This is a genomic window from Methylobacterium sp. E-041 (assembly GCF_022829665.1).
In the GTDB taxonomy this organism is placed as follows: Bacteria; Pseudomonadota; Alphaproteobacteria; order Rhizobiales; family Beijerinckiaceae; genus Methylobacterium.
The window spans coordinates 22,900-41,579 of sequence record NZ_JAKSYQ010000218.1; the positions used below are offsets into that span (position 1 = coordinate 22,900).

20 protein-coding genes are annotated in these 18,680 nt (G+C 72.1%); 6 read left to right on the top strand and 14 right to left on the bottom strand.

Annotated features, from left to right (window positions below; translation table 11 throughout):
• Positions 1-5: 5 nt before the first annotated feature.
• Positions 6-1,751, bottom strand: a complete 1,746-nt coding sequence (locus MKK70_RS20205) for an acyl-CoA dehydrogenase (protein ID WP_243949515.1) — start codon at positions 1,749-1,751, stop codon at positions 6-8.
• A gap of 144 nt (positions 1,752-1,895) precedes the next feature.
• Between MKK70_RS20205 and MKK70_RS20210 the strand changes: the two genes are divergently transcribed.
• A complete protein-coding gene (locus MKK70_RS20210) occupies positions 1,896-2,909 on the top strand; it encodes an L-threonylcarbamoyladenylate synthase (protein ID WP_243949517.1) in 1,014 nt (337 codons plus the stop codon).
• A gap of 178 nt (positions 2,910-3,087) precedes the next feature.
• Here the strand turns inward: MKK70_RS20210 and wrbA are convergent, their stop codons facing one another.
• Positions 3,088-3,687, bottom strand: a complete 600-nt coding sequence (gene wrbA / locus MKK70_RS20215) for an NAD(P)H:quinone oxidoreductase (RefSeq protein ID WP_147728527.1) — start codon at positions 3,685-3,687, stop codon at positions 3,088-3,090.
• A gap of 140 nt (positions 3,688-3,827) precedes the next feature.
• Here wrbA and MKK70_RS20220 point away from each other — a divergent pair, with 140 nt between their 5' ends.
• Positions 3,828-4,721 carry a LysR family transcriptional regulator gene (locus MKK70_RS20220; protein WP_243949519.1) on the top strand — a complete coding sequence of 298 codons (894 nt, stop codon included), beginning with the start codon at positions 3,828-3,830 and terminating at the stop codon, positions 4,719-4,721.
• A gap of 21 nt (positions 4,722-4,742) precedes the next feature.
• Here MKK70_RS20220 and greA read toward each other — a convergent pair whose 3' ends face one another.
• The 5 genes from greA to MKK70_RS20245 form a co-directional block, all read right to left on the bottom strand.
• Positions 4,743-5,210, bottom strand: coding sequence for a transcription elongation factor GreA (gene greA, locus MKK70_RS20225; RefSeq protein ID WP_243949521.1), 468 nt, complete (start codon positions 5,208-5,210; stop codon positions 4,743-4,745).
• An 83-nt stretch (positions 5,211-5,293) separates the two neighbouring features.
• Positions 5,294-6,280 carry an MDR family oxidoreductase gene (locus tag MKK70_RS20230; RefSeq protein ID WP_243949523.1) on the bottom strand — a complete coding sequence of 329 codons (987 nt, stop codon included), beginning with the start codon at positions 6,278-6,280 and terminating at the stop codon, positions 5,294-5,296.
• A 98-nt stretch (positions 6,281-6,378) separates the two neighbouring features.
• A complete protein-coding gene (locus MKK70_RS20235) occupies positions 6,379-6,984 on the bottom strand; it encodes a hypothetical protein (RefSeq protein WP_147728531.1) in 606 nt (201 codons plus the stop codon).
• Between the two features lie 204 nt (positions 6,985-7,188).
• Positions 7,189-8,343, bottom strand: a complete 1,155-nt coding sequence (locus tag MKK70_RS20240; protein ID WP_243949540.1) for a cell wall hydrolase — start codon at positions 8,341-8,343, stop codon at positions 7,189-7,191.
• Positions 8,344-8,542: 199 nt separating this feature from the next.
• Positions 8,543-9,079, bottom strand: coding sequence for a hypothetical protein (locus tag MKK70_RS20245; protein ID WP_147843704.1), 537 nt, complete (start codon positions 9,077-9,079; stop codon positions 8,543-8,545).
• 124 nt (positions 9,080-9,203) lie between these two features.
• Between MKK70_RS20245 and MKK70_RS20250 the strand changes: the two genes are divergently transcribed.
• The 4 genes from MKK70_RS20250 (at position 9,204) to MKK70_RS20265 (ending at position 12,595) form a co-directional block, all read left to right on the top strand.
• Positions 9,204-10,595, top strand: a complete 1,392-nt coding sequence (locus MKK70_RS20250; RefSeq protein ID WP_147859561.1) for an aminotransferase — start codon at positions 9,204-9,206, stop codon at positions 10,593-10,595.
• 199 nt (positions 10,596-10,794) lie between these two features.
• Positions 10,795-11,019, top strand: coding sequence for a hypothetical protein (locus tag MKK70_RS20255; protein WP_147843706.1), 225 nt, complete (start codon positions 10,795-10,797; stop codon positions 11,017-11,019).
• Positions 11,020-11,166: 147 nt separating this feature from the next.
• The gene (locus MKK70_RS20260; RefSeq protein ID WP_243949525.1) at positions 11,167-12,087 is read left to right on the top strand and encodes a metallophosphoesterase; all 921 of its coding nucleotides are present in this window, start codon (positions 11,167-11,169) and stop codon (positions 12,085-12,087) included.
• 61 nt (positions 12,088-12,148) lie between these two features.
• Entirely contained in the window at positions 12,149-12,595 is a 447-nt protein-coding gene (locus tag MKK70_RS20265; protein WP_243949526.1) for an ABC transporter ATPase, read from the top strand.
• Positions 12,596-12,610: 15 nt separating this feature from the next.
• Here MKK70_RS20265 and MKK70_RS20270 read toward each other — a convergent pair whose 3' ends face one another.
• From MKK70_RS20270 to MKK70_RS20300, 7 genes are all read right to left on the bottom strand, one after another.
• A complete protein-coding gene (locus MKK70_RS20270; RefSeq protein ID WP_147727897.1) occupies positions 12,611-12,940 on the bottom strand; it encodes a type II toxin-antitoxin system HicB family antitoxin in 330 nt (109 codons plus the stop codon).
• Positions 12,937-13,197: a type II toxin-antitoxin system HicA family toxin gene (locus MKK70_RS20275; RefSeq protein WP_243949527.1), complete on the bottom strand. Its 261-nt coding sequence runs from the start codon at positions 13,195-13,197 to the stop codon at positions 12,937-12,939. Before MKK70_RS20275 ends, MKK70_RS20270 begins: the two co-directional genes overlap by 4 nt.
• Positions 13,198-13,273: 76 nt before the next feature.
• Complete coding sequence (locus tag MKK70_RS20280; RefSeq protein ID WP_147727895.1) at positions 13,274-14,806, bottom strand: acyl-CoA carboxylase subunit beta; 1,533 nt, start codon at positions 14,804-14,806, stop codon at positions 13,274-13,276.
• Positions 14,807-15,026: 220 nt separating this feature from the next.
• Complete coding sequence (locus tag MKK70_RS20285; protein ID WP_243949529.1) at positions 15,027-15,821, bottom strand: ATP12 family chaperone protein; 795 nt, start codon at positions 15,819-15,821, stop codon at positions 15,027-15,029.
• A gap of 41 nt (positions 15,822-15,862) precedes the next feature.
• Complete coding sequence (locus MKK70_RS20290; RefSeq protein WP_243949530.1) at positions 15,863-16,522, bottom strand: HAD-IA family hydrolase; 660 nt, start codon at positions 16,520-16,522, stop codon at positions 15,863-15,865.
• 22 nt (positions 16,523-16,544) lie between these two features.
• Positions 16,545-16,922, bottom strand: coding sequence for a hypothetical protein (locus tag MKK70_RS20295; RefSeq protein ID WP_243949531.1), 378 nt, complete (start codon positions 16,920-16,922; stop codon positions 16,545-16,547).
• A gap of 166 nt (positions 16,923-17,088) precedes the next feature.
• Positions 17,089-18,624: an RluA family pseudouridine synthase gene (locus tag MKK70_RS20300; RefSeq protein ID WP_243949533.1), complete on the bottom strand. Its 1,536-nt coding sequence runs from the start codon at positions 18,622-18,624 to the stop codon at positions 17,089-17,091.
• Positions 18,625-18,680 lie beyond the last annotated feature (56 nt).

The window sequence follows — 18,680 nt, forward strand, 5'->3', positions numbered from 1 at the left end:
TTGGGTCACGCCACCAGCATTGCGGCCGCATCGTCCAGGAACCCGCCGCCGTCGATCACCACCTGGGCCAGCCCGTCGGCGGCCGGCAGCAGGTTCTCGGCGAAGAAGCGCGCCAGCGCGATCCGCGCGGCGTGCGCCGGATCGGTCTCGCCCGCCTTCAGCGCGGCGCGGGCGGCCAGCGCCTCGCGGGCGAGGCAGGCCGCGCCCTGGGCCAGGCCGAACAGCCGCAGGTACGGCGTCGCGCCGGCGAGGGCCGCGTCGGGCCGGTTGGACCTCAGGCTCGCCAGCTGGTGGCTGGTGGCACGGTCGAGGGCCTCGATGCCGACGCGCAGCCGCGCCGGCGCGTGGCCGAGGGCCGGGTCGGCGGCCTTGAGCAGGGCTTCGGCGACCCGGCGCATGGCGGCGATCTGCGCGCGCACCGTGGCGCCGTCGTTCAACGGGAGCTTGCGCCCGGTGAGGTCGATCGCCTGGATGCCGTTGGTGCCCTCGTAGATCCCGAGGATGCGGGCGTCGCGCATCGCTTGCGCCGCGCCGGTCTCCTCGACGAAGCCCATGCCGCCGTGCACCTGCACGCCGAGGGAGGCGACCTCGTTGGCGATGTCGGTCGAGAACGCCTTGGCCACCGGCGTCAGCAGCGAGGCGCGGTCGAGCGCCGCCTTGCCCTCCGGCCCCTCGGCCGCGTCGAGGGCGGCCGCGGTCAGGTAGCAGATGCCGCGCGCGGCCGCGGTGCAGGCCTTCATCGTCAGCAGCATGCGCTGCACGTCCGGATGGGCGACGATCGCGCTCGTCTCGGCGGAGGCCGCCGCTTTTCCCTGCCGGCGCTCGCGGGCGTAGGCCAGCGCCCGCTGCGTCGCCGCCTCGGCGATGCCCACGCCCTGCAGCCCGACATTGAGGCGGGCGTTGTTCATCATCGTGAACATGCAGGCGAGCCCGCGATTCGCCTCGCCGATCAGCCAGCCGACGGCGCCGCCGTTGTCGCCGAAGGCCATCGAGCAGGTCGGCGAGGCGTGGATGCCGAGCTTGTGCTCCAGGCCCGAGCAGCGCAGGTCGTTCTCCGACCCGTCGGGGAGCACCTTCGGCACCAGGAACAGCGAGATGCCGCGGGTGCCCGCGGGCGCATCCTTCAGGCGGGCGAGCACGAGGTGGACGATGTTCTCGGCCATGTCGTGGGCGCCGTAGGTGATGTAGATCTTCGAGCCGACGATGCGGTAGCTGCCGTCGCCGGCCGGCTCCGCGCGGGTGCGGATCGCGGCCAGGTCCGAGCCGGCCTGCGGCTCGGTCAGGTTCATCGTCGCGGTCCACTCGCCGGAGACGAGCTTGCCGAGGTAGCGCGCCTTCAGATCCTCCGAGCCGTGCGCCGCCAGCGCCTCGATGCCGCCGGCGGTGAGCAGCGGGCACAGGCCGAAGGCGAGGTTGGCGCCGTTCCACATCTCAGTGCAGGCCGCGTCGAGCACCTGCGGCAGGCCCTGCCCGCCATGGTCCGGGTCGGCGGTGAGCCCGTTCCAGCCGCCGGCGACGAATGTCCTGTAGGCGTCTGCGAAACCCGGCGCCGTAGTGACGACGCCGTCCGCGAGCGTCGCGCCGTGCCGGTCGCCGATGCGGTTCAGCGGGGCGAGCACGTCGGCGGCGAGGCGTCCGGCCTCGGTGAGGATCGCGTCCGCGTCCTCGATGCCGAGCGCGCCCGTGCCGTCGAGCCCGGCGATGTGCTGCAGGGTGAACACCATCTCGGACACGGGTGCGCGGTAGCTCATCGGCTGTTCCTCCCGCCCGGCCCGGTTCGACCGGGCCTCGGCGTCTCGTTTGACGGTCGGCGCGGGGGCACGCTAGGCCCACGCCCTCCGCTGACGGCATACGCCCGAACCGGCCCCGCCGTCACCGCCGGAGAAGGTTTATATATGAACGATCTCGCGTCAATCCCCGCCCCGGCCTCGGGCCGGCGCCCGACGGCCCGCCTCCCGGGCGACGGATCGGGCGTGGCGGAGGCGGCGCGCCTGATCCGGGCCGGCGCCTGCGTCGCCTTCCCCACCGAGACCGTCTACGGCCTCGGCGCCGACGCCACCGATGCGGAGGCGGTCGCCGGGATCTTCGCGGCGAAGGCGCGCCCGCGCTTCAACCCGCTGATCGCCCATCTGCCCGGCCGCACCGCCGCCGAGGGTCAGGGCACGTTCGACGACCACGCGCTTCGGCTCGCGGAGGCGTTCTGGCCGGGCCCGCTCACCCTGGTGGTGCCGGCCTCGGGCGGCACCACCGTGTGCGACCTGGCGCGTGCCGGCCTGCCGAGCGTGGCGCTGCGGGTTCCCGCCAACCCGCTCGCCCGCGATCTTCTCGCCGCAATCGGCCGCCCCGTCGCCGCCCCGTCGGCGAATCGCTCGGGCCGGGTCAGCCCGACGCGGGCCGACCACGTGCTCGCCGACCTCGACGGGCGGATCGCGGCCGTGCTCGACGGCGGCGACACCCCGGTCGGGGTCGAATCGACGGTGATCGCCTGCCTCGGCGGCCCGCCGCGGCTGCTCCGGCCCGGCGGCATCACCCGCGCGGCGATCGCGGCCGTGCTCGGGACGGCGTTGGCCGCACCGGCGCAGGACGATGCGGCCCGGCCGATCGGCCCCGGCCTCCTGGCCTCGCACTACGCGCCGCGGGCTGCGTTGCGGCTCGACGCCGAGGTGGTCGAGCCCGAGGAGGCGGTGCTGCTGTTCGGTGCGTCGCGCCCGGTGGGGATCGAGCGCGCGCGCGCGGTCTCGAACCTCTCTCCGCGCGGCGACCTCACGGAGGCGGCGTCCCGCCTGTTCGCCGCCTTGCGCGACCTCGACGCGTCGGGAGCCGCGACGATCGCGGTATGCTGGATCCCCGCCGACGGCCTCGGCGAGGCGATCCTGGACCGGCTCGGACGGGCCGCCGCCCCGCGCTGAAAAAATCTTTCGTCCGGCGTGGAACCGGGGGTCGCGAGGGCTGTTTCCCCATCACGAAGGCCAGTTCAGCCCCCAATGGCCTTTTTCCTTCCAGGCTCGGAGCAATCCGAGCCTTTTTTCTTGCGCTTTTCCGGCAGCGGCGGGCCGAGGCAGCGAACCGCCCCGGCCCTCGACGGCGTCAGCCCGCCAGCTTGGCGGCGATCCCGGCCACGTGCCGGCCCTGGAACTTCGCCCCCTCGAGCTCGATCGCGATCGGCTGGCGCGAGCCGTCGCCGCCGGCGATGGTGCTGGCGCCGTAGGGCGTGCCGCCCGACACCGTCTGCACGTCGCTCATCCCCTTGAACGAGTAGGGAAGCCCGACGATCACCATGCCGTGGTGCAGCAGGACGGTGTGGAAGCTGGTGATCGTGGTCTCCTGCCCGCCATGCTGCGAGCCGGTGGAGGTGAACACCGAGCCGACCTTGCCGACGAGGGCGCCCGTCGCCCAGAGGCCGCCGGTCTGGTCGATGAACTGCTTCATCTGCGCGGCCATGTTGCCGTAGCGGGTCGGCGTGCCGAAGATGATCGCGTCGTAGTCGGCCAGCTCCTCGGGCTTCGCGATCGGGGCCGGCTGGTCGAGCTTGTAATGCGATTGCTTGGCGACCTCCTCCGGCACCAGCTCGGGCACGCGCTTCACGTGCACCTCGGCGCCGGTCTCGCGCGCGCCCTCGGCGGCGGCGTGGGCGAGCTGCTCCACGTGGCCCCAGGACGAATAGTACAGCACCAGGATCTTCGTCATCGTCGGCTTCCGTTCGCATGGCCGGGCGGCGATGCCGGGATCGGCGGCCGCCTCGCGCTCGCCCGAAGATCGTACCCGCCGGGCTTTGCGCAAATGCCCCGATCTGCAAGAACGATCTTGCGTGAATGCAAGGTCGATGGATGGCGACGCCCTGGGACGACTTTCGGCTGGTGAAGGCCATCGCCGACCATGGCGGATTGACCGCGGCCGCCGCACGCCTCGGCATCAACCACTCGACCGCGTTTCGGCGCCTCGCGGCGATCGAGGCGTCCGTCGGCGCACGCCTGTTCGAGCGCTCGCGTGCGGGCTACGCGGCGACGCAGGCCGGGATGGCGATGGTCGAGGCGGCCGGCGCGATGGAGGAGACCGCCGCGCGTTTCGCCCGCGACGTCGCCGGGCGCGCCTCGGAACCGACCGGCCTTCTCCGCATCACCGCGCCGTCGGGCCTGGTCACCGACCTGCTGATGCCGATCCTCGCCGATTTTCGCACCCGGTGCCCGGGGATCCGCCTCGACGTTGTGGTGTCCGACGACGCGCTGAATCTCTCGCGCCGCGATGCCGACGTGGCGGTCCGCGCCAGCAACGACCCGCCGCAGAACCTGTTCGGGCGCCGCCTCTCGACCGTCGGTTGGGCCCTCTACGGCCGCGCCGACGATACGGATCGCGACCCGCGGCGTGCGGATTGGGTGGCGCCGTCGGAGCAGGTCGGCGACGGCAGGTTCCTGCGCTTCGTCGCCGAGCACGGCGACCCGGACCGCATCGTGATGCAGCTGAACACGGTCGCCGGCCTGTGCGAGGCTGTGGAGGCCGGCATCGGCATCGGCCTGCTGCCCTGCCTCAGCGCCGATCGGCAACCAGGTTTGCGCCGGCTGCGGCCACCCGATCCCCACTTCGCCGACGGCCTGTGGATGCTGACGCACCCGGATCTGCGCCATTCGGTGCGGGTCCGGGCCTTCATGGATTTCGTCGGCGATGCGGTCGTCGCGCTGCGCCCGGTCATCGAGGGCCGTACGGCGAACGACGGAACGGCTTAGCCGGGCGGGACGAACCGACGATCAGCCGGCCTTGATCTCGGTGATCTCGACTTCCTGCCCGTTCACCTCGACGACGTCGCCGACGCTCTTGCCGGTGATCGCCTTGGCGAGCGGGGCGACGTAGGCGATCGAGCCCCTGGCCGGATCGGCCTCGTCCTCGCCGACGATGTGGAAGGTCTGGCGGGTGTCGTCCTCGCGCAGCACGGTCACCGTCGAGCCGAAATGCACGGTGTCGCCCTCGACCGTCTCGACGAGCTGGGCCGTGCCGAGCCGCGTGGTCCAGTAGCGCAGGTCGCGCGTGACGCGGGCGGTGTCGGCCTTGTCGTCGGGCGTCAGCTGGGCCTGCTCGGCCTGGAGGCGCGCGACCTCCTGCTCGATCTGCGCGAGCCCCGCCGGGGTGACGAAGTTGGTGTGGGGGGAGATCGGGCGGTCGGGGAGGTCCTCGAAGGCTTCCCCGCCCTCCTTCTCGCGAACGAATGCACTGCTCATGGGTCGAGAATGCCCCGGCTTGCGCCGCGGTTCCGTCCCGAAGCCGACTCATCGCCGGGGCGATCGGCGTTCGGCGTCGCGCGTCAGCCGATCTCGACCACCGTCCGGCCGCGGATCTTGCCCGAGAGGATGTCGGCTCCAAGCCCGCCGACCTCGGCGAGGCCGACGCGGTTCGTCATCGCCGCAAGCTTCTGCAGGTCGAGCTCGTCGGCCAGCCGCGCCCAGGCGGCGCGCCGCTTCGCCTGCGGCGTGGTCACGCTGTTGATGCCCAGCAGCGACACGCCGCGCAGGATGAAGGGGGCGACCGAGGTCGGCAGGTCCATGCCCTGCGCCAGGCCGCAGGCGGCGACCGCTCCGTCGGCCTTGGTCTGGGCGAGCACGTTGGCGAGCGTCGTCGAGCCGACGGCGTCGACGGCGACGGCCCAGCGCTCCTTGCCGAGCGGCTTGCCGGGCTTGCCGAGCTCGTCGCGGTCGACGATCTCGGCGGCGCCGAGGGACTTGAGATACTCCGCTTCCCCGGCGCGCCCGGTCGAGGCCATCACGTGCCAGCCGGCTCGCGCCAGCAGCGCGACCGCGACCGAGCCGACGCCGCCCGAGGCGCCGGTGACCAGGGCGGGACCGTCCTTCGGGGTCAGGCCGTGGGCGTCGAGCGCCATCAGGCAGAGCATCGCGGTGTAGCCGGCGGTGCCGATCGCCATCGCCTGCTCGGGCGACAGGCCGGCGGGCAGCGGCACCAGCCAATCGCCCTTCACCCGCGCCTTCTCGGCATAGGCGCCCAGATGCGTCTCACCGACGCCCCAGCCGGTGAGAACCACCGCGTCGCCGGGCTTGTAGTCGGGGTGGTCGGAGGCCTCGACGACGCCCGAGAAGTCGATGCCGGGGATCATCGGGAAACGGCGCACCACCGGCGACGCGCCGGTCATCGCCAGCCCGTCCTTGTAGTTCAGGCACGAATGGGTGACGCGGACGGTGACGTCGCCGTCCATCAGGTCGGCCTCGTCGAAATCGGTGAAGGACAGGCTCTGACCGGCCTCGCCCTTCTCGATCACCCAAGCCTTGAACCGCGCCATGCTCGCCTCCCGATGCGTTCGGGGGACCTGTGGCGGGAGCGGCGCGAAATCAACCCGCCGGAGGGTCGGGCTCCGGCGGGGCGATGTGGACGGGGCTCTTAGTAGCCGTCGTAGAGGCTGCCCGAGGAGAAGCCGAGGCCGACGCCGATATCGGCCGAGCTCGCGCCGGCGATGCCGAGCGCGTCCGGGATCGAGCCGAACCGCGGCCCGCCGTAGCCGACGCCCTGGTAGCCGCCACCGTATCCGCCGCCATAGCCGCCGCCGACCGGCACCCAGCCCGAGCGGGCCGGCGCGACGAGGACGCGGCGGCTGACGCTGGCGTATTCCGGCGGGATCGTCTCGGGGATCGACTGCGCCGGCTGCACCAGCACGCGGCGGTGCTGCACCGTGAACTGCGGCGGGGTGGTGACCCAGCAGCCGATCAGCTCGCCGTAGGGCCCGCGCCGGGTCTGCCAGGTCCGGCCGCCGGGCGAGACCATCACCCGCTCCGACACGGTGTCGTAGACCGGCGGCGTGGTGCGGTAGATCGTGCGGGGCGGCCGCACCAGCACGTTTTCCTGCACGGTATCGAACACCGGCGGGGTCGAGACGTGGCGGTAGCATTCGGAGCCGTAGCAGCCGCCGGCCGAAGCGGGCGATGCGACGAGGACGGCACCGGCGAGGGCGGCGAAGAGCAGGGTGTTTCGGGCGACCGGCGCGGTCATGACGGCTTCCTCTGATACGCGGAACGAAAGGGATGACGCGAAGGGCGCGCACATCTCGACGCTCAAGAGGCCGTCGGGTTGCTGTACAAGCAAGCACTATCCGAAAGTAGGGTAAAATTAACCCTCGATCCGGAGTACGTAGTTACCGTCTACGTAAGTAAATCCTCGATGAACTGCATTGCGAAATTTCGCTGCTCTTCGATCCTACGTCTGCCCGGGCTTGAGCTCGTAGAAGATGTGCCGGCCGATGACGTCCATCTTGCGCAGGCGCCGCGACCAGCCCGGCTTGACGTAGTCGGCATGGTAGTGCGTCGCGTCGCCGACCTCGGCGAGGTAGGTGCGCCCCTCGATCACCGACTGCGCGATGCGGGTGGCGGTGGCCCACGAGCCCGAATCGGTGATGCGCAGGGCCTTGCCCTCGCAGGCGAAGGAGAACTGGCAGCCCATGTAGCGGTGTCGGTTCTGGTAGACGACGCCGCAGACGTTCGACGGGTAGAGCCCGCTCTTCACGCGGTTCAGCACCACCTGGGCGACGGCGGCCTGGCCGGCCTCGGGCTCGCTGCGCGATTCGAAGTACACGGCCTCGGCGAGGCAGCGCTGCTCCTTGTCCATGGCGTCCGGCCCGATCAGGTCAGCGTAGCGATGGCGGGCGTCCTCGGGGACCGATTGCGCCACCGGCGGCTCCGTCCGGTCGGTGCGGATGGTGAGGCCCGGCAGCATCAAGCTGGCCGAGGCGACCTCGACCGGCGTCGCGTCGGCCGGCGCCGGCGTCGTCGAGGACAGGGCGACCGCGCGCGGCACCGGCGGCGTCGAGCCGTCGTCGCGGCGTTCCTCCGCGGCCTCGGCGATCGCGTCGTCGTCGCCGGGCGTGCCCGTGTCGGCGCGCCCGAGCCCGAGATCGGGGACGGGGACGAAGCCGGCGTCCGGCTCGAGGTCCGGGTTCCAGGTGGCGGTCCCCGGCGTCAGCAGGCCGGTGACGTTGCCGGTGAGGTTGGCGAAGAGCAGCGACGTGCCGGCTTCGCGCAACGATGCCGCGGTGCGCTCGAAGCTCGGGCCCGGCGTGCGCGCCGGATCGTCCTTGCCGCCGCGCTGCACGATCGGGAACACCCGCGCCTCGGCCTTGAGATCGGCCTGCAGCGGCGCGTCGCCGACCCGGCGCCGGGCGCGGACGGCGTCCGCCCGCTCGATGGTGAGGAGGGCGCCGGCGCCGTCGCGGCGCAGGCTCGCGCCGATCAGCACGGTGCCGGCCGGCAGGGCCGGGACCAGGCGTGCGTCGCTCTCGGTCAGCCGGCTCGACCCGAAGCTGGTCTCGGTGCCGGCGCTCGCCGTGAAGGAGACCAGCAGCCCGAGGCCGGCCATCCAGGGCGTGAAGGCGGTGCCGAGCCCGATGAGGCCCCGTCCGCGTCGTCCTCGTCTCGTGCCCACGCCGAACCGACCCGTACTGGAAAAGCCACGCCCGACGATCCTCCCGGCTGGTTCCGGTACGAGGATGGCGGTCGCGGATTTATCGCGCGGTATGGTTGCGGAGGGGTTAAAGGCACCCGATCGACGGTTGCCCTCAGGCGGCGCGGACGACCGCGATGTCGAAGGTCGGGCCGTGCGGGCCCATGCGCTCGCGCATGGTGATGCGGTCGTCGGGCGTCAGGGTCCCGAGCGGTACGTCCCGGTCCGGCAGCACCACCGTCGTCGCCTTGTTGAGGTGGACCAGCACGTGGCGCTTCATCGGCAGCGAGGCCGCGGCCCAGGCCTTCAGCTGCCCGTAATACGGCTCGCGCGTCCACGCCTTCGGCTGGCCGGGGTCGACCTGCACGTTCATGTTGCGGTTCACCGGATCGAGGCTGAGCACCATCTTGGCGCGGTCGGGCTTCCACTCGGGGCCGAGCCAGCTTTCCGTCATCCACAGGCAGTGGAAGGCGCGGCAATGGTCGGGCCGGTCGGCATGGATCGCGCAGCCGCGCCCTGCCCGGGTGTGGCGGCACCATTGCCCGGCGACGCTCTCGACCGCAGGCACGTCGTAGACCTTGCAGCACAGCGTGCAGGCGCCGCAGGCCCGGCCGGGGGCCGGCATCGCGACGATGGTGGCGGGATCGAGCATCGCGTCGAGGCTTCGCGGTTACGAAAGGGGCCCGGCCGAGGCCGCGCGGTTCTGCCGGGGTACCTGAGCCCGCATCGGGTCGGTAGTGTGGCGGGCCTACGCGCCACAGCACCGGATCGCCCGCATGCTCTCGAACCTCGCCGTCCGCGACGTCGAAACCCTGATCCACCCCTACACCAATCTCGATGCGCACCGGGGCGCCGGGCCGCTGGTGCTCGAGCGCGGCGAGGGCGTCCACGTCTACGACACGGAAGGCCGCCCCTACATCGAGGGCATGGCGGGGCTGTGGTGCACGGCGCTCGGCTACTCCAACGGCGAGCTCGTCGAGGCCGCGCGCGCGCAGATGGGCAAGCTCCCGTTCACCCACCTGTTCTCCGGCCGCAGCCACGATCCGGCGATCGAGCTGGCCGAGGTGCTGAAGGAGCTGATGCCGGTCCCGACCTCGAAGATCTTCTTCACCTCGTCGGGATCGGAGGCGAACGACACGCAGGTCAAGCTGGCCTGGTACCTGAACAATGCGCTGGGCCGGCCGAAGAAGAAGAAGATCATCGGGCGCCAGCGCGGCTATCACGGCGTCACCATCGCCACCGCCTCGATGACCGGGCTGCCGGCCAACCACACCGACTGGGACCTCCCGCTGCCGGGCTTCCTCCATGTCGGCTGCCCGCACGTCTACCGGTTTGCCGAGCCCGGCGAGACGGAGGCGGCGTTCTCGCAGCGGCTGGCCGACGAGCTCGAGGCCACGATCCTGCGCGAGGGGCCGGAGACGGTGGCCGCCTTCGTCGCCGAGCCGGTGATGGGCGCCGGCGGCGCCATCGTCCCGCCGGAGGGCTACTTCGCGGCGATCCAGGCGGTGCTCGCCCGCTACGACGTGCGCTTCATCGCCGACGAGGTGATCTGCGGCTTCGGCCGCCTCGGCACCTGGTTCGGCAGCGAGGCGCTGGGGATGCGGCCGGACACACTCTCCTTCGCCAAGGCCCTGACCTCGGGCTACGTGCCGCTCGGCGGCGTCTCGATCGACGAGCCGCTCTACGAGGCGATGCGCGAGCAGAGCCGGAAGATCGGCACCTTCGGGCACGGCACCACCTATTCCGGCCACCCGGTCGCCTGCGCCGTCGCCCTGAAGACCATCGAGATCTACAAGCGCGAGCGCATCGTCGAGGGCGTGGCGGCGAAGGCGCCGCACTTCCAGGCGCGGCTGTCCGCGTTGGCCGAGCACCCGATCGTCGGCGAGGCGCGCGGCCTCGGCCTGATCGGCGGGCTCGAGATCGTCGCCGACAAGGCCTCGCGCCGGCAGTACGAGCCGAAGGCCGGGGTGGCCGCCCGCTGCGTCGCCTTCGCGCAAGCGGAAGGGCTGATCGTGCGCTTTCTGATGGGCGACCGCATCGCCGTCTGCCCGCCGCTGATCATCACCGCGGACGAGATCGACGCCCTGTTCGACCGCCTGACACGGGCGCTCGACCGGACCGCGGCGTGGATCCGCGCCGAAGGGCTGGAGGCGATGCCATCCCTCTAGCACCGTACTGCGCCCCCTGGAATGCTGCGACGCGGCAGCGCTTTCTTAAGCCTGCGTTCATCCCGGCTGCACCCTTATCGTTCATCCGCCGGCTCAGGACCCGGGGATGATCTCGAATCGCCCGCCACCGCCCTGGAGCGGCGTGGGGGCACGAAGCGACGGCGCGACCGTCACGCGAACGACCACAGGACGCAAACCCATGTACGCCCCCGATGCGATGCAAGGTTCGGAGATGCAGGCCCAGGCTCACGAGCCCGAGCGCCGGCAGATGGACCAGGCCGAGGCCCGCTACGGCTTCCGTCCCCTCGCGCTTCCGGCGCTCGCCGCCGCCGCCCACTCGGTGAAGCCGGCCGGCAAGGTCGCCCCGCGGACCAACCGCAAGGGCGTGCTCGGCATCGTGCACGAGGATGCGCCGATCGACTGACCGATCGCGCGAACCGCCCCGTTCCCGACGGTTCGGTTCAGACTTTCTCGACGGGTTCGCGTCATCGTCGCCCGCTCCCAGCCCGCGCCGCGCTTTCGCCGGAGTGCCGCGCTAGGAGCGCCCGACAGACGCGAACCCGAGGCTTCCATGCTGATCCTGCCGAGCCGCAGGCAGGTCCTGACCGGAATCGGCGGCACCTTCGCTGCGGCGGGGCTTTCGACCGGCGCCTACGCCTTCGGCGTCGAGCCGCTGCATCGCCTCGTGGTGACCCGCTACGCCCCGCGCCTGCCGGGTTGGACGCCGGGGCTCGCCCTCAAGGTCGCGGTGCTCGCCGACTTCCACGTCTGCGAGCCGTTCATGCCGCTCGACCGCGTCGCCGAGATCGTCGACGCGACGAACGCGCTGTCGCCCGACCTGATTCTCATGCTCGGCGACTATCCGGCCGCCGGCCGCATCGCCTGGAAACGCGTGCCGCTGCCCGAGTTCGCGCGGCTCGCCGCGGGCCTGCGCGCGCCGCTCGGCACCTACTCGATCCTCGGCAACCACGATTGGTGGGACGACGCGGCCGCTCAGGCGGCCCGCGGCGGCGTGCCAGAAGCACGTCGCGTGCTCGAGGCGGTCGGCATCCCGGTGATGGAGAACGACGCGCTGCGCCTTTCCAAGGACGGGCACCCGTTCTGGATCGCGGGGCTGGGCGACCAGCAGCCGTTCCTGGTCTTCGACGACGACAGCGGTCGCGACGACCTGCCCGCGACGATGGCCAAGGTGACCGACGCGGCGCCGGTGATCCTGATGATCCACGAGCCGGACGCCTTCGTCGACGTGCCGGAGCGGGTGTCGCTGACGCTTGCCGGGCACACCCATGGCGGCCAGATCCGCCTGCTCGGCCGTTCGCCGGCGATCCGCCCGATCCACGGGCACGACTATTCCTACGGCCACGTCGTCACCGACGGGCGCCACATGATCGTCTCGGGCGGGTTCGGCGTCAGCCGCATCCCGGTCCGCCTCGGCGTGCCGCCCGAGATCGTTCTGCTCGAGCTCGGGTCGAGCCCGGCGCCCACCGCCTGAGCGGCGAGACGCCTCACGCGCCGGCGCTGGCCGTTTCGCGCACGCACGCTACGTTCTCGGCATGCGCGCGCTCCTCGTCGGCTTCATCCTCGCCCTGCCCGTCCCGGCGCTCGCCGACGAATGCGGCGACCTGATCGACAAGGTCGCCAAGGCGACGACGGCGAGTCCCGGCAACCGCAGCGCCGACTTCGCCAACTTCACGGCCGGCGACGGCACCACCCTGACGCTGTCCTGCGGCGGCCCGCAGCTCTCGTCGGTCGGCGCGCAGTTCCGCGGCGACGCCCCGCCCGACGGCTACTACGCCCTGTTCGGCAAGGCCGGCCACGCCGTCACCGGCATCGCGGCCGACGTGATCGAGGCGGCGGCCCACAAGGCCCGCGAGGCGGCGAGCCGCCTGCGCCACAGCAACGTCGACGCCGGCGGCGCCCGCATCACCTGCTCCGTCTCGGGCACCGACAAGGGCCCCCTGACGATGTGCGCCGTGATCGAGCACAGCGACCGGAGCTGAGCGCGGAGGGCCGCCTCAATCGGCCGCCTGCTCCAACGTGCGGGCGACCCACTTGTTGAGGCTGATTCCGGCCCGGCGTGCCGACGAGACCAGCGCGCGATGCAGGCCCGGCTCGACGCGCACCACGAACTGCCCGGAAAAGGCCTTCTCCGGCTCTTCCCCGCGCTCGGCGCAGAAGGCTAGGTAATCCTCGACGCTGTCGGCGAGCGCCTGCTTCAGCTCGTCGACGGACCGGCCCTGGAACGTGATCACGTCGCGGAGATCCAAGACCTCGCCGTGAAAGATATCGGCTTCCGCATCGTATTCGACGGAGGCTTCGTAGTTCCGATACTGCATCGTCGTCATGGCGTGACTCCAGCCTCGATCAGGAAGCGTCGCACCGACTTGACCGCGCCCTTGTCCGTCTCCTTCTGCGGATGAGGCCGGTGAAACACCGCCCGCACCCCGTGCAGGGCCACCCGGATCCGCGACCCGCGGCCTTCCGTGATCTCCGCGCCGCACGCGCTCATCAGGGACTCGATGTCGGACCAGACGACACCCGAGCACACGGGGTCGGCGAAGATCGCCGCCAGCGTCGTCCGATGCCGTCCGCCGAGCTTCATATGATATCAGCAGCCAGTATCACAAGACGTGCCTTCGCGGTGCGGTCGACGACCCGCACCTCGTTGCCTCCCGCCCTCAGAGCGGGATGTTGTCGTGCTTCTTCCAGGGCTGCTCCATCTCCTTGGTGCGCAGCATGCCCAGCGCCCGCGCGATGCGCTTGCGGGTGGAATGCGGCATGATCACCTCGTCGATGTAGCCGCGCTCGGCCGCCACGAACGGCGACAGGAAGCGGTCCTCGTACTCGCCGGTGCGCGCGGCGATCTTGTCGGTGTCGCCGAGCTCGCTGCGGAAGATGATCTCGACGGCGCCCTTGGCGCCCATCACCGCGATCTGCGCGGTCGGCCAGGCGTAGTTCAGGTCGGCGCCGACGTGCTTGGAGGCCATCACGTCGTAGGCGCCGCCGAAGGCCTTTCGCGTGATGATCGTCACCAGCGGCACCGTCGCCTGGGAGTAGGCGAACAGCAGCTTGGCGCCGTGCTTGATCAGGCCGCCGTATTCCTGCGCGGTGCCCGGCAGGAAGCCCGGAACGTCGACGAAGGTCACGATCGGGATCGAGAAGGCGTCGCAGAAGCGCACGAAGCGGGCGGCCTTGCGCGAGGCGTCCGAGTCGAGGACGCCCGCCAGCACCATCGGCTGGTTGGCCACGAACCCGACCGTGCGGCCCTCGATCCGGCCGAAGCCGGTCATGATGTTGCGGGCGTAGGCCGCCTGGATCTCGAAGAAGTCGCCCTCGTCGACGACCCGGCGAATCAGCTCGCCCATGTCGTAGGGCTTGTTCGGGTTGTCCGGGATCAGCGTGTCGAGCGACTTGTCGAGCCGCAGCGGGTCGTCGAAGCTCTCGATCTCCGGCACGCCGTCGATGTTGTTGGCCGGGAGGAAGTCGAGCAGCCGGCGGATCTGGAGGATTGCCTCGACGTCGTTCTCGAACGCGCCGTCGGCGATCGACGACTTCGTGGTGTGGACCTTGGCCCCGCCGAGCTCTTCCGCGGTGACGACCTCGTTGGTGACGGTCTTCACCACGTCGGGGCCCGTGACGAACATGTAGCTCGTGTCGCGGACCATGAAGATGAAGTCGGTCATCGCCGGCGAGTAGACGTCGCCGCCCGCGCACGGCCCCATGATCACCGAGATCTGCGGGATGACGCCGGACGCCGCGACGTTGCGCCGGAACACCTCGCCGTAGCCGCCGAGGGCCGCCACGCCCTCCTGGATGCGCGCGCCGCCGGCATCGAAGATGCCGATGATCGGGGCGCGCATCTTCAGGGCCATGTCTTGGACCTTGATGATCTTCTGCGCGTGCGTCTCGGAGAGCGAGCCGCCGAACACGGTGAAGTCCTTCGAGAACAGGAACACGGTGCGGCCGTTGACCGTGCCCCAGCCGGTGACGACGCCGTCGCCGGGGATCTTCTGCTTCTCCATTCCGAAATCGGTCGAGCGGTGCTGCACGAACATGTCGAACTCTTCGAACGACCCGTGGTCGAGCAGGAGCTCGATGCGCTCGCGCGCCGTGAGCTTGCCGCGCTTGTGCTGGGCGTCGACCCGCTTCTCGCCGCCGCCGAGGCGGGCGAGCGACCGGCGCTCCTCGAGCTTTTCCAGAATGTCCTTCATGGGTCGAGCGGTCCTGCCTCGGGCGTCGGAAGAGTCTTGTCTTGCCTAAGCTGGCCGAGGAGGCCGGCCCGCTCAAGCTTCGAAGCGCCTTAGCACGCGGTTCCGCGCCGGGGAATTGAACCTGATTTGGCGAGGCGACAAGGCGAATTTTCCGGTGCGCGACCGCTCCGGCAAAGCCTGGCCCGCCACCTCGCCGGGCGCGCCAGCGCGACCACTTCGCTCAGCGCGCGAGCGCCGCCACCTCGGCCGCGGCCAGGAACTCGACCTTGCGCCCGGCGAGCCGGGTCGCGGCATCCTCGTCGGCGCCCCAGACGGCAGCCTGGTAGGTCTCGTCGACATGGGCCGCGTCCCAACCCTCCTCCGCGGTGAGGCGGCCGGCGAGCACCGCCAGCGCGATCAGCAGAGAGCCGCTCAAGGTCGTCAGGGTGTGGAAGGCGGCGAGCCGGAACGGGTCGTCGATCGCCGACACCGCCCGGCGCAGGGCCGCGACCGAATCCTCCGGCTGCGCGACGTGCATCACGCCCTCGCTCAGGATCAGCCGGGCGCCCAGCGCCTCGCGCGCCCACGCGACGATCGGGTCCCAGGCTTCGGCTTGCGCCGCGACCAGGCGCTCGGGCGAGCCGGCGCGATAGGCGACGAGGTCGGTGCCGGCGTAGAGCCACAGATCCTCGGCCACCGCCGCCATGCGCGGGGCGACGCCGTCGATCGCGGTGTTGATCAGCCGGGTAAACGGCATCCTGGCCGGATCGATGGTCTCGCCCTGCGCCGCCCACTCGGCGGCGAGGCGCTCGGCCAGCGCCCGCGTCGGCGCCGCCAGCGGGTTGCGCGCCGGCGTGTTGGCCGGGCGTCCGTCCAGCGTCAGGCGGAAGCCGCCCGCGCCCTCCGCGAACCCGGTCTCCTTGTAGAAGCGCTTCGGCAGCACCGGCTTGCCGTGGTCGCGCACCGCCCGCATCGGGTCGGGGCGCGGGGTGTCGGAGGGCTGGCCCAGCCAGTCTTGCGTGACGTCGTCGCTCATGGTTCGGAGATAGGCGATCGGGTGCGGTTTCGCGAGCCCGATCAGCCGCCGGACCCGTCCCGGAACAGGTCGCCGAGAGCCGAGGCCGTGTCCACGACAGTCACGGCGCCGGCGCCGAACAGGGCGCCGGCGGCATGATAGCCCCAGGCGACGCCGATGGCCGCGGCGCCCGCCGCCACCGCCATCGCCATGTCGTAGCTGGTGTCCCCGACCATCACGGTCGCCGACGGGCCGACGCCCGCCTCCGCCATCGCCTGGAGCAGCATCGCGGGATCGGGCTTCGAGGGTGCGTCGTCGGCGGTCTGGGTGGTGGCGAACCACCCTTCCCAGCCGTTGAAGGCGACGAGGTGGTCGACGCCGCGCCGCGACTTGCCGGTGGCGATGCCGAGCCGCACGTCGTCGCGGGCGTGCAGCCGCGCGATCAGCTCGCCCATGCCGGGAAACAGCGGCTCCTCGTAGTCCGGGTCGAGCCGGAGGGCGTTGAACGCACGCTTGTAGCTCTCGGACAGCTCGGCGACCGGGCCGTCGTCCCCGACGAGGCGCCGGAACGCCTGGGGCAGCGAGAGGCCGACCACTGAGAGCGATTCGGCGCGGCTCGGCGCCGGAAGCCCATTCTCGGCGAACGCCGTGCCCTGCGCGGCGACGATCAGGTGCTGGCTGTCGACCAGGGTGCCGTCGACGTCGAAGACGACGAGCTTCACGTGCCGGGACGGCAGGGCCGCCTCACGGCCTGCGCTCCGCGGGAGCCGGCGCCGATGGCGTCGGCGGGACGGACACGGGCGCCGTCGCGGGAGTCGGTGCGGCCGTCGGGGCCGCCTGCTGCTGCGCCGCCGACGGGGTGCGCGGCCGCTCGTAGCCGAGCTTGCACCGGATCAGGAATCGGCGGCGCCTGCCGCCGTGGAGCGCGCGCGCATGCGAGGCGCGGTTGCACGCGGCGTACGAACGCCGCCGCTTGTCGCCGCTGTGGGCGCTGGGCGGCCCCGCGCGGCCCAGCGACGGCTGCGCCTGCGCGCTCGGGGGCGCCGCGGGCGCGGCCGTCGCCAGCGTCTCGGGGCCGAGCAGGCCGAGGGCGGCGAGGCAGGCCAGCGTCGTGAGCTTCATGTCGATCAGGTCTCACCACGAGGGTCGATGTCGGCCGGGTGCCCAGGGCGGATGGCCGCCGGCCCGGTGCCCTTCGAGGATATGAGCCTCGCGGGGCGGTTGCCAACCCTCGCGGCCCGCGCGGTGCACGACGGCCGGGCGCCGCCGCGATCACGAACGCTTGGCCTCACGCCTCCGGCGCGTCGACGATCGGGTCGTAGCGCGCGGCATCGAAACCGAGCAGGTTCCAGCTCTGGGCCATGTGCGGCGGCAGCGGCGCGCTCACGTCGATCGGCTTGCCGGTGCGCGGATGCGGGATCACGATCCGGCGGGCGAGCAGGTGGAGCCGGTTCTGGATGCCGCCGGGCAGCGCCCAGTTCTCGACCGAGAAGTATTTCGGGTCGCCGACGATCGGATGCCCGATATGGGCGGCATGCGCCCGCAATTGGTGCGTCCGCCCGGTCACCGGCTTGAACGACAGCCACGACACCTTCTGCGCCGCCTGGTCGACGGTGGCGTAGTAGGTCAGCGCGTGGGTGGCGCCCTCCTCGCCGTGCTGGGCGATCCGCATGCGGGCGTCGGCATCGGTCGGCTCTTCCTTGACCAGGTAGGTCGAGACCCGGCCCTGCGGCGTGCGCGGCACGCCGGCGGTGAGCGCCCAGTAGATCTTCCGGGCCGCCCGCGAGCGGAAGCTCTTGGCGAGCGTCGCCGCCGCGACCCGGGTCTTGGCGACGATCAGGCAGCCGGCGGTGTCCTTGTCGAGGCGGTGGACGAGGCGCGGCTTCTGCCCGTCTGGGCCGGCCAGCGTCTCGAGCAGCCCGTCCACGTGCCGGACGGTGCCCGAACCGCCCTGGACCGCCAGGCCGAACGGCTTGTTCAGCACCATCATGTCCGCGTCCTCGTAGAGGATCAGCGAGCGGATGTACTCGGCGTCGTTCTGGTCCCGCACCGGGTTGCGCGGCCGGTCGGCGGGCTGGTCGAGCTTGAGCGGCGGCACCCGCACCGCCATGCCCGGCTCGAGCCGGTCGTTGGGCTTGGCGCGCTTGCCGTCGACCCGCAGCTCGCCCTTGCGGACGATGCTCTGGACCCGGGCGAAGGGCAGCTGCGGGAACCGCGCGGTGAGGAAGCGGTCGATCCGCATCCCGGCCTCGTCGGTCTCGACGGTCAGCGTCTGCACGCCGGACGCCAGCGTCGCCGAGGCCGCCGCGCGCTGCTGGCGCCGGGTCGGTCCCTCGGCGAGGGGCGCCGGCATCTCGTCGGCCGGCCGCGGACGGGTCGCCCGCGCGATCGCCGGCTTGGTACGGGACGGCTCGGCGCGGGTCTGCTCCGTCGAGGCGTGCTCCTCCGGCGCCGGGCGCCGCGGCGCGCGGGCGGGCCGGGGGGCCGGCTCGGCCCCCTCGACCTCGCCCCAGGGCGACCGTCCGGTCGCGTCGTCGCCGCGAAGCTGCGCGGCGCGCTGGGCCGCGTCCAGCGCCGAGCTGCGCGGACCGGTGCCGGCGCGCTCGGGCCGGCCGAATCGCGGCTTCCCGGGACCGCCGGCGCGGGGGCCGCGGCTCGCGCTCTTGCCGAAGGCGGCCTTTCCGGCCGCGGCTTTGCCGGCCGCGGACTTCGCGGCGGGCGGACGGCCGGAGCCCTTGCCGACGGTCTTGCCTGCGCCCTTGTCCGGGCCCCGGCCGGAGCCTTTCCCGGCCGAGCCGCCGCCGCGTGGTGGATTGCCTGTCATGCGAGGGCGTTAGCACCCGCCCGCGGCGGCGACAATTCGCCCTCGCCGCACGGCAG

Coding starts and splice junctions, on each gene's coding strand:
- MKK70_RS20235 (WP_147728531.1), bottom strand. CDS start 6,984: ATGACCGCGCCGGTCGCCCGAAACACCCTGCTCTTCGCCGCCCTCGCC.
- MKK70_RS20280 (WP_147727895.1), bottom strand. CDS start 14,806: ATGAAGGACATTCTGGAAAAGCTCGAGGAGCGCCGGTCGCTCGCCCGC.
- MKK70_RS20245 (WP_147843704.1), bottom strand. CDS start 9,079: ATGCTCGATCCCGCCACCATCGTCGCGATGCCGGCCCCCGGCCGGGCC.
- MKK70_RS20240 (WP_243949540.1), bottom strand. CDS start 8,343: ATGGCCGGCCTCGGGCTGCTGGTCTCCTTCACGGCGAGCGCCGGCACC.
- greA (WP_243949521.1), bottom strand. CDS start 5,210: ATGAGCAGTGCATTCGTTCGCGAGAAGGAGGGCGGGGAAGCCTTCGAG.
- MKK70_RS20300 (WP_243949533.1), bottom strand. CDS start 18,624: ATGACAGGCAATCCACCACGCGGCGGCGGCTCGGCCGGGAAAGGCTCC.
- MKK70_RS20275 (WP_243949527.1), bottom strand. CDS start 13,197: ATGAAGCTCGGCGGACGGCATCGGACGACGCTGGCGGCGATCTTCGCC.
- MKK70_RS20220 (WP_243949519.1), top strand. CDS start 3,828: ATGGCGACGCCCTGGGACGACTTTCGGCTGGTGAAGGCCATCGCCGAC.
- MKK70_RS20230 (WP_243949523.1), bottom strand. CDS start 6,280: ATGGCGCGGTTCAAGGCTTGGGTGATCGAGAAGGGCGAGGCCGGTCAG.
- MKK70_RS20270 (WP_147727897.1), bottom strand. CDS start 12,940: ATGACGACGATGCAGTATCGGAACTACGAAGCCTCCGTCGAATACGAT.
- MKK70_RS20205 (WP_243949515.1), bottom strand. CDS start 1,751: ATGAGCTACCGCGCACCCGTGTCCGAGATGGTGTTCACCCTGCAGCAC.
- MKK70_RS20260 (WP_243949525.1), top strand. CDS start 11,167: ATGCTGATCCTGCCGAGCCGCAGGCAGGTCCTGACCGGAATCGGCGGC.
- MKK70_RS20255 (WP_147843706.1), top strand. CDS start 10,795: ATGTACGCCCCCGATGCGATGCAAGGTTCGGAGATGCAGGCCCAGGCT.
- MKK70_RS20210 (WP_243949517.1), top strand. CDS start 1,896: ATGAACGATCTCGCGTCAATCCCCGCCCCGGCCTCGGGCCGGCGCCCG.
- MKK70_RS20295 (WP_243949531.1), bottom strand. CDS start 16,922: ATGAAGCTCACGACGCTGGCCTGCCTCGCCGCCCTCGGCCTGCTCGGC.
- wrbA (WP_147728527.1), bottom strand. CDS start 3,687: ATGACGAAGATCCTGGTGCTGTACTATTCGTCCTGGGGCCACGTGGAG.
- MKK70_RS20265 (WP_243949526.1), top strand. CDS start 12,149: ATGCGCGCGCTCCTCGTCGGCTTCATCCTCGCCCTGCCCGTCCCGGCG.
- MKK70_RS20285 (WP_243949529.1), bottom strand. CDS start 15,821: ATGAGCGACGACGTCACGCAAGACTGGCTGGGCCAGCCCTCCGACACC.
- MKK70_RS20250 (WP_147859561.1), top strand. CDS start 9,204: ATGCTCTCGAACCTCGCCGTCCGCGACGTCGAAACCCTGATCCACCCC.